Raw genomic sequence first — 8,463 nt, forward strand, 5'->3', positions numbered from 1 at the left:
CAGTCCGGAAGCATTTGGAAAGGTTGATGCCGGCATCCCCTGCTACCGGCGCTTCTAAGCAGGGGCGACCCGTGCTCATATGCCCGCAAGGGCGCGGCGCCCCGGGCCGGTGCCCCTCACGACGCGCGTGCCTCCCGTCATCCTCCGTGGGTGTGCCATGAAGATCACCGTTCTCGGCTCCGGCGACGCCTTCGGCTCCGGCGGACGCTACTCGACCTGCCTTCACCTGGCGGGCGACGACGGAACGGTGATGCTGGTCGATTGCGGCGCGACGTCGCTGCTCGCCATGCAGCGCGCCGGCATCGATCCCAACAGCATCTCGGCGATCCTGCTGACGCATTTCCATGCCGACCATATCGGCGGCCTGCCCTTCTTCATGCTCGACGCGCTGTTCAACGCGCGCCGCAAGGCGCCGCTCACCATCGCGGGTCCGAAGCGCGTGCAGGAATGGGTCAGGGCGGTGATGGAGGCGGCCTTCCCCGGCTCCTCGTCCAACGCCTATCCCTTCGCGATCACCTGGCTCGAGGTGACGCCCGACCAGCCGGCAACGGTCGCGGGCAATGGGGTCACGGCCTTTCCCATGGTGCACGATCAGCGCGCCGGCCCCTGCCAGGGCTACCGCATCGCCCGCGACGGCAAGGTCTTCGCCTATTCCGGCGACACCACCTGGACCGAGGACCTGGTGCCGCTGGCCGACGGCGCCGACGTTCTCCTCGTCGAGTGCTACACCTTCGACATCCCGCTGAAGAACCACATGGACTGGAAGACCCTCTCCGGCCGGCTCGCAGACCTTCGGGCGAAGCGCGTCATCCTCACCCATATGGGGCCGCAGATGCTCGCCAACCGCGACAAGGCGACGGTCGCCTGCGCCGAGGATGGCCTCGTCATCGAGCCCTGAGCCGCCGCAGCGCGCTTTTCTGTTCAGGGGCCGGCCGCCTTGCCCTATATCCGCCGAAGGGCGCGGGCCACCCTCGCGTCCGGAGGCGGGACGGAGAGGCAATGACGCAGCCACTGGACGAGCTCTTCGACGCGGCCCGCAAGGCGCAGGGCCAAGCCTATGCCCCCTATTCGCGTTTTCGTGTCGGCGCCGCGATCCGTGGCGCGTCGGGCCGCATCCATGCCGGCTGCAACGTCGAGAACGCCGCCTATCCCGTCGGCACCTGCGCCGAGGCCGGCGCCCTCGCCGCCATGCTGCTCGCCGGCGACCGCGCCGTCGCCGAGATCCTGGTCTTCGCCGAGGGCCCGGAGCTCTGCACGCCCTGCGGCGCCTGCCGCCAGCGGCTGCGCGAATTCGGGGCGGCCACCATGGCGATCCACGTGGCCGGGCCCGAGGGTGTGCGGGCCCGCTTCACCCTCGCCGAACTGCTCCCCCACGCCTTCGGCCCGGACAACCTGTCATGACCGCCGCCCCCATCATCCGCGCGGCCGTGGGCGAGGCGCCCATCGCCTGCGCCATCGTCCTCGGCACCGGCCTCGGTCCCCTGGCGGAGGCGGTGGAGGAGGCGGTGACGCTCTCCTATGGCGACCTCCCGGGATTTCCCCCCGTCGGCGTCTCCGGCCATGCCGGCACGCTGGTCGTCGGCATGCTGGAGGGCCGGCGGATCGCCGTTCTCCAGGGCCGCGCCCACACCTACGAGAGCGGCGATTCCCGCGTCATGAAGCCGGTCATCGACACGCTCGGAGCCCTCGGGATCCCCCGCCTGCTCCTCACCAACGCGGCGGGCTCCCTGAAGCCTGACATGCCGCCGGGATCCATCATGGCGATCGAGGACCACATCGCCCTGTTCGGCCCCAACCCGCTCATCGGCATCAAGGGCGACGACCGGTTCGTGCCGATGAACGGCGCCTATGACCCGGCCCTGCGCCGGGCGATTGCCGGCGGCGCGGCGCGGCGGCGCGTGGCGCTCTTCGAGGGCGTCTATGCCTGGGTGACCGGCCCGAGCTTCGAGACCCCCGCCGAGATCCGCGCCCTGCGCACCCTCGGTGCGGACGCGGTGGGGATGTCGACGGTCCCGGAGGTCATCCTCGCCCGTCATGCCGGCCTCGCCGTGGCGGGGCTCTCCATGATCACGAACCTCGCCGCGGGCCTTGCCCCGCACGCGCCATCCCATGCCGAGACCAAGGCCGTGGCCAACGCCGGTGCCGCCGCCATGGAGGCGGTGATCCGCGGCTTCCTGACGGAATGCATCGATGAGTGACGAGTCCCTCGCCCGCCGCGCCGTCGCGCTGCTCGACCTCACCGACCTCTCGAACGGGCTCGACGAGGCCGGCGTCGAGCGGCTCTGCGCCCGCGCCGTGACGCCGCTCGGCCCCGTGGCCGCCGTCTGCCTCTGGGCGGGCTTCGTGCCGCAGGCACGCCGCCTCATGAAAGGCACGCCGGTGCGGATCTCCACCGTCGTCAACTTTCCCGCCGGAGATGACGACGTGATGCGCGTCGCCGACGAGGCGCGCTGGGCCCTTCTCGACGGCGCCGACGAGATCGACGTGGTCCTGCCCTGGCGCGCGCTCATGGCCGGCCGGCACGAGGTGGTCGGCGCCCTGCTCGGCGCCGTGAGGGCCGTTGTGCCGCAGGGCCGCACCCTCAAGACCATCCTGGAGACGGGCGAGTTGAAGACGCCGGAGCTCATCCGCGCCGCCGCGCGCATCGCCATCGGCACCGGCGCCGACATCATCAAGACCTCGACCGGCAAGACCGCCGTCTCCGCGACGCCGGAGGCCGTGCGGCTCATGCTGGAGGAGATCCGCGCCTCTGGTCGCGCGGTCGGCATCAAGCCCTCCGGCGGCATCCGCACGCTGGAGGATGCCCGCACCTACCTCACCCTCGCCGACGAGATCATGGGGATCGGCTGGGCGACGCCTGCGACCTTCCGGTTCGGCGCCTCGGGCCTCCTTGACCAGCTCCTCGCCGCAGGAAAGGCCGCGCCATGAGTGACAGCCGCACCGCCCTCATCCCGCAGGAGATCATCCGCGCCAAGCGCGACGGCGCGACCCTGGCGGAGGCCGACATCGCCGCTTTAGTCGGCGGCATTGGTGCCGGGGCCGTCACCGAGGCGCAGGTTGCCGCCTTCTGCATGGCCGTCTTCTTCCGCGGCATGGACATGGACGAGCGCGTGGCGCTGACCCGCGCCATGACGGACTCGGGGCGCACCCTCTCGTGGCGCGACCTCGATCTCCCCGGCCCCGTCCTCGACAAGCACTCGACGGGGGGCGTCGGCGACACCGTCTCGCTGATGCTCGCACCGCTGGTCGCCGCCGCCGGCGGCTTCGTGCCGATGATCTCCGGCCGCGGCCTCGGCCATACCGGCGGCACGCTCGACAAGCTGGAGGCGATCCCCGGCTACGACGCCACGCCCTCGCACGATCGCTTCCGCCGCACGGTGCGCGAGGTCGGCTGCGCCATCATCGGCCAGACCGCCGATCTCGCCCCTGCCGACAAGGTGATCTACGGCGTCCGCGACGTCACCGCGACGGTCGAGTCGATCCCGCTCATCACGGCCTCGATCCTCTCGAAGAAGCTCGCCGCCGGCCTCGACGGACTGGTCATGGATGTGAAGACCGGCTCGGGCGCCTTCATGCCGGCCTTCGCCGCCTCCCGCGAGCTCGCCGACTCCATCGCCGCCGTCGCCACCGGCGCCGGCCTGCCGACGGTGGCGCTGGTCACGCCCATGGACCAGCCGCTCGCCCCCGCCGCCGGCAATGCGCTGGAAGTGAGGATCGCCATCGAGCACCTGGAGGGCGGCCACGGCGTCTCCCGGCTGCACGGCGTCACCATGGCGCTCGCCGCCGAACTGCTGGTGCTCGGCAAGCTGGAGCCCGATCTCGATTCCGCCCTCGGCAAGCTCGAGCGCGTCCTCGCCAACGGCCGCGCCGCCGAGACCTTCCAGCGCATGATCGCCGCCCTCGGCGGGCCCCATGACCTCATGGAACATCCGGACAAGCACCTGCCCCGCGCGCCGCTGGTCCGCCCGGTTGCCGCTGCCGCGGCCGGCACGGTGCTGGCGATCGACACCCGCGCCATCGGCATGGCCGTCGTGGCGCTGGGCGGCGGCCGCACCCGCTCCGCCGACCCGGTCGACCATGCCGTGGGGCTCACCGGCCTCGTCGCCCTCGGCGACACGCTGGACGCCGGCCAGCCGCTCGCACTCGTCCACGGCCGCGACGAGGCTGCCATGGCCGCGGCCGCGGCCATGATCGCCGGGGCGGTCACCATCGGCGAGGGCGGCGCTGCCGTCGGCGCCCTCGTCCAGGCCCGGATCGTGGGCTGATGGAGCGCGCTCTGATCCTCGTGCTCGACTCCGTCGGCATCGGCGCCAGTGCGGATGCGGCGGACTATGGCGACGCCGGCGCCGACACGCTGGGACACGTCGCGGAGTGGTTCGCCGCGCACCATGAGCCCTTCGCGCTGCCGAACCTCGACCGCCTCGGCCTCGGGGCCGCGGCGCGGGCCTCCACCGGCCGCCTGCCTCCGGGCCTGACGGCCGACGGGCCCGTCGCGGGACGTTGGGGCTATGCGGTCGAGACCTCAAAGGGCAAGGACACACCGTCGGGCCACTGGGAGATCGCCGGCCTGCCGGTGCCGTTCGACTGGGGCTATTTCCCCGAGACCGTGCCCTGTTTCCCGCCGGCCCTGACGGACGCCCTGACCCGAGACGGAGACCTTCCCGGCATCCTCGGCAACTGCCACGCCTCCGGCACCGAGATCATCGCTCGCCTCGGCACCGAGCACGTGGCGACGGGCAAGCCCATCCTCTACACCTCCGCCGATTCGGTGCTGCAGATCGCCGCCCACGAGGAGACCTTCGGCCTCGAGCGGCTCTACGCCCTGTGCGTCATCGCCCGCCGCCTCTGCGACCCCCTCGGCATCGGCCGGGTCATTGCGCGGCCCTTCACCGGCACCGACCCTGAAACCTTCGCCCGCACCGCCAATCGCCGCGACTACGCCGTGCCGCCGCCTGCGCCGACCCTGCTCCACGTCGCCTCGCAGGCGGGGCGCGAGGTGATCACGGTCGGCAAGATCGGCGACATCTTCGCCCATGTCGGCACCGGCGAGGTGCTGAAGGCCGCGGGCAACGCGGCGCTTGGCGCGCGCACCCTCGAAGGACTGGCGCGGCTGTCCGACGGTGGGCTGCTGATGGCCAATTTCATCGACTTCGACTCGCTCTACGGCCACCGGCGCGACCCGGAGGGCTACGGCCGCGCGCTGATGGCCTTCGACGCCTTCCTGCCCTCGCTGACGGCGGCGCTGCGGCCGGGGGACCTCGTCATCGTCACCGCCGACCACGGCTGCGATCCGACTTATCCCGGCACCGACCACACCCGCGAGCACGTGCCGGTCCTCGCTTTCGGCCCCGGCCTGCCCGCCGGTCCCCTCGGCCGGCGCGAGACCTTCGCCGACATGGCGGTGACCGCCGCCGCCCACCTCGCCCTCCCCTGGACCGGGGCCGGCCGGGCGTTCTGATCATCCGGCGCAACAACGCCCCTTGCCGCGCGTTGACGGCCGTGTTTCACAAGGCGCCTCCCGGTGCTCCGCCGTCGAAAAGGCCGTCGCATGTCGCTCCTCCACGTCTACTGGCGCGTCCTCAGGCAGCTCGGCCCGGAGACTCGGCTCGGCATGACGCTGCTCGCCTGCAACATCGTGCTCGCCTGCATCATGTTCGCCGAGCCCATCCTGTTCGGGCGCATCATCGACACGCTCTCCGGCGCCCAGGCTCGCGGCCGTACCGTGACCTGGGCCGAGATCCTGCCGCTGGTGCTGGCCTGGGTCACCTTCGGCCTCTTCACCATCGCCGCCGGCGTCCTCGTCGCCCTTCACGCCGACCGCATGTCGCACCGGCGCCGCCTCGCCTTCATGCAGCACTTCTTCGAGCACGTGCTGAACCTGCCGCTGAGCTACCACTCCGGGGCCCATTCCGGCCGCCTGCTGAAGCAGATGCTGGAAGGCTCCAACGCCATGGCGTGGCTGCTGCTGTCCTTCCTGCGCGAGCACTGCGCCTCGCTCATCGCCCTGGTGATCCTGGTGCCGGTCTCGCTTTGGGTGAACTGGCGCCTCGGCAGCCTGCTGGTCGTGATGGTGTTCTTCTTCTTCATCCTGACCAGCTGGGTGCTGCGCAAGACGGAGACGCTGCAGGGCAAGGTGCAGGAATATCACAACGCCCTCGCCGAACGCGCCACAGATGCCCTCGGCAACGTGCCGGTGATCCAGTCCTTCACCCGCATCGAGGCCGAGGTGCGCGCCATGCGCGCCACCGTCGACGCGCTGCTGGCGGCCCAGATCCCCGTCCTCTCCTGGTGGGCGATCGCCGCGGTTGCCTCCCGCGCCTCGGCGACGCTCACGGTCCTCTCGATCTTCCTCGTCGGCACCTGGCTGCACATCAACGGCCTCGCCACCATCGGCGAGATCGTGACCTTCATGGGCTTCGCCACCATGCTGATCGGCAAGCTCGAGGCCCTCGTCGGCTTCATCAACGCGGTCTTCCTCGAGGGGCCGAAGATCAAGGACTTCTTCGACGTGGTCGACACCGCGCCGCAGGTCCACGACAGGCCGAACGCCATCGACATCGGCCGGGTGGAGGGCACGGTCGCCTTCGAGAACGTCTCCTTCTCCTATGACGGCAAGCGCACGGCCGTCCTCGACCTGTCCTTCGTCGCCAAGCCGGGCGACACCATCGCCCTCGTCGGCTCCACCGGCTCGGGCAAGTCGACGACGCTGTCGCTGCTGCACCGGGTCTTCGATCCGCAGTCGGGACGCGTGCTCATCGACGGCCACGACATCCGCGACATCGCGCTGGTCTCGCTCCGGCGCAATATCGGCGTCGTCTTCCAGGAGCCCATGCTGTTCGCCCGCACCATCAAGGAGAACCTCCAGGTCGGACGCCCCGAGGCGACGGAGGAGGAGATCTGGCAGGCCTGCGAGCGGGCGCAGGCGCTCGACTTCCTCAAGCGCCAGCCGGAAGGCCTCGACACCGAGGTGGCCGAGCGCGGCCGCTCGCTCTCGGGCGGCGAGAGGCAGCGCCTCTCCATCGCCCGCGCCCTCCTCAAGGACCCTCCCATCCTCATCCTCGACGAGGCGACCTCCGCCCTCGACGCCACCACGGAGCAGAAGCTGCAGCTGGCGCTGGAGGAGGTGATGAAGGGCCGCACGACCTTCGTCATCGCCCACCGCCTCGCCACCATCCGCCACGCCTCGCGCATCCTCGTCTTCGACCAGGGCCGTGTGGTGGAGAGCGGCACCTTCGAGGAGCTCGTCGCCCGGGGCGGAATCTTCGCCAACCTCGCCAGGGCGCAGTTCATGGCCGGGGCGGAGGATGTCCCGGCGGCGAAGCCGGTCGTCACGGGCTGAGCGACTGAACGTCTCCAGGGGGGCGCCCAGGGCGCTGTCCGTCATCACCGGCGAGGCCGAAGGCCGAGGGAAGGGGGTCGAGGGCTCCCGAGGCGGCGACGCAGGTCGCAAGTGCCCGGCAACCCGTGGCTCCTCTTCCCCTCGCTGCGCTCGGCCGGGGATGACGGGATCTGCGCCGGGTCGTGGGTGTGGCCGTTTTCGGGACGTGCCCTAGACGAAGCTGAGGCTCATCGGCTTCACGTCCAGCCCCTCGACCTCGGTCGACCAGCTCTCGCCGGGGGCGATGGGAAAGGCCCGCGTCACCGTCCCTGTCGTAATGATCTCCCCCGCCGCGATCGGCGTCGCCTGCGGATCGGCCGCCAGCACCCCGGCGAGGTGGCGCACCGCCGAGAGCGGACCGTCGAGCACGTTGGCGGCGATGCCGCGGTCCACCCTCTCGCCGTTGCGGAACAGGGTGATGGCGAAGCCCGTCAGCGCCGCCATCCAGCTCTCCGCATCACCCGCGACCGCCGTGCGCGGGCCGCAGAACAGGGCGCCGTGCAGGCCGAAGGCCGCCTGGCAGTCGGCGCCCTGGAACACCCAGCCGGGATAGAGCGACTGGACGATCTCGAAGCCGTGGGCGACCCAGCCGACGGCGCCGAGGATGGCCCTTTCGTCCATGTCCGCCGTCACCGGAGCCTTGAACCCCAGCACGATCTCCGGCTCGATCCGCGGTTCGACCAGATGGCCGATGGCCGCCTCCGCAGGTCCGTCCACGTCGTGGAACGTGCTGTCGTAGACCGGGCCCCAGATCGGCGAGAACACGCCGTATTCGGCCCAGATCGTGCGGTTGGTGAAGCCGATTTTGCGGCCGATGATCCTCTCGCCGGCCGCCACCCGGCGCCGCGCCACCTCGTGGCCGACCTTCTCCCCGTCCGCCACCGCGAAGGTCGGCTCCGCCTGCGTCAGCGGCGGCATCTGGCGTCGGCCGCGATAGGCGGCGAGCACCGCGTCCGCGAACATCCGGGTCTGGGAGGAGCAGAGTGACATGGCGCGATCCTCGGCGGGGCCGGACAAACAAAACCCCGGCGCGTGGGCCGGGGTTCTGAGAAGGCTGGAAGAAGCGCAGGGCCTCAGCGCGACGG

Annotated in this window: 8 protein-coding genes; 7 read left to right on the forward strand and 1 reads right to left on the reverse strand. The window is 71.3% G+C overall.

What is annotated here, in order from left to right; all coding sequences use genetic code 11:
- The first annotated feature begins 157 nt into the window (after positions 1-157).
- From ACT6XY_RS10455 to ACT6XY_RS10485, 7 genes are all read left to right on the forward strand, one after another.
- Positions 158-898: an MBL fold metallo-hydrolase gene (locus ACT6XY_RS10455; RefSeq protein WP_444748277.1), complete on the forward strand. Its 741-nt coding sequence runs from the start codon at positions 158-160 to the stop codon at positions 896-898.
- Between the two features lie 101 nt (positions 899-999).
- Positions 1,000-1,401: a cytidine deaminase gene (gene cdd, locus ACT6XY_RS10460; protein ID WP_444748278.1), complete on the forward strand. Its 402-nt coding sequence runs from the start codon at positions 1,000-1,002 to the stop codon at positions 1,399-1,401.
- Complete coding sequence (locus tag ACT6XY_RS10465; protein WP_444748279.1) at positions 1,398-2,198, forward strand: purine-nucleoside phosphorylase; 801 nt, start codon at positions 1,398-1,400, stop codon at positions 2,196-2,198. The genes cdd and ACT6XY_RS10465 overlap by 4 nt, the downstream gene beginning before the upstream one ends.
- Entirely contained in the window at positions 2,191-2,928 is a 738-nt protein-coding gene (deoC, locus tag ACT6XY_RS10470) for a deoxyribose-phosphate aldolase (protein WP_444748280.1), read from the forward strand. The genes ACT6XY_RS10465 and deoC overlap by 8 nt, the downstream gene beginning before the upstream one ends.
- Complete coding sequence (gene deoA / locus ACT6XY_RS10475) at positions 2,925-4,265, forward strand: thymidine phosphorylase (protein ID WP_444748281.1); 1,341 nt, start codon at positions 2,925-2,927, stop codon at positions 4,263-4,265. Before deoC ends, deoA begins: the two co-directional genes overlap by 4 nt.
- Positions 4,265-5,458, forward strand: a complete 1,194-nt coding sequence (locus ACT6XY_RS10480; protein ID WP_444748282.1) for a phosphopentomutase — start codon at positions 4,265-4,267, stop codon at positions 5,456-5,458. Before deoA ends, ACT6XY_RS10480 begins: the two co-directional genes overlap by 1 nt.
- A gap of 90 nt (positions 5,459-5,548) precedes the next feature.
- Positions 5,549-7,339 carry a glucan ABC transporter ATP-binding protein/ permease gene (locus ACT6XY_RS10485; protein WP_444748283.1) on the forward strand — a complete coding sequence of 597 codons (1,791 nt, stop codon included), beginning with the start codon at positions 5,549-5,551 and terminating at the stop codon, positions 7,337-7,339.
- 210 nt (positions 7,340-7,549) lie between these two features.
- Here the strand turns inward: ACT6XY_RS10485 and ACT6XY_RS10490 are convergent, their stop codons facing one another.
- Positions 7,550-8,368, reverse strand: a complete 819-nt coding sequence (locus ACT6XY_RS10490) for a 2-keto-4-pentenoate hydratase (RefSeq protein WP_444748284.1) — start codon at positions 8,366-8,368, stop codon at positions 7,550-7,552.
- Positions 8,369-8,463 lie beyond the last annotated feature (95 nt).

Source organism: Phreatobacter sp. (assembly GCF_052440005.1).
GTDB lineage: Bacteria > Pseudomonadota > Alphaproteobacteria > Rhizobiales > Phreatobacteraceae > Phreatobacter.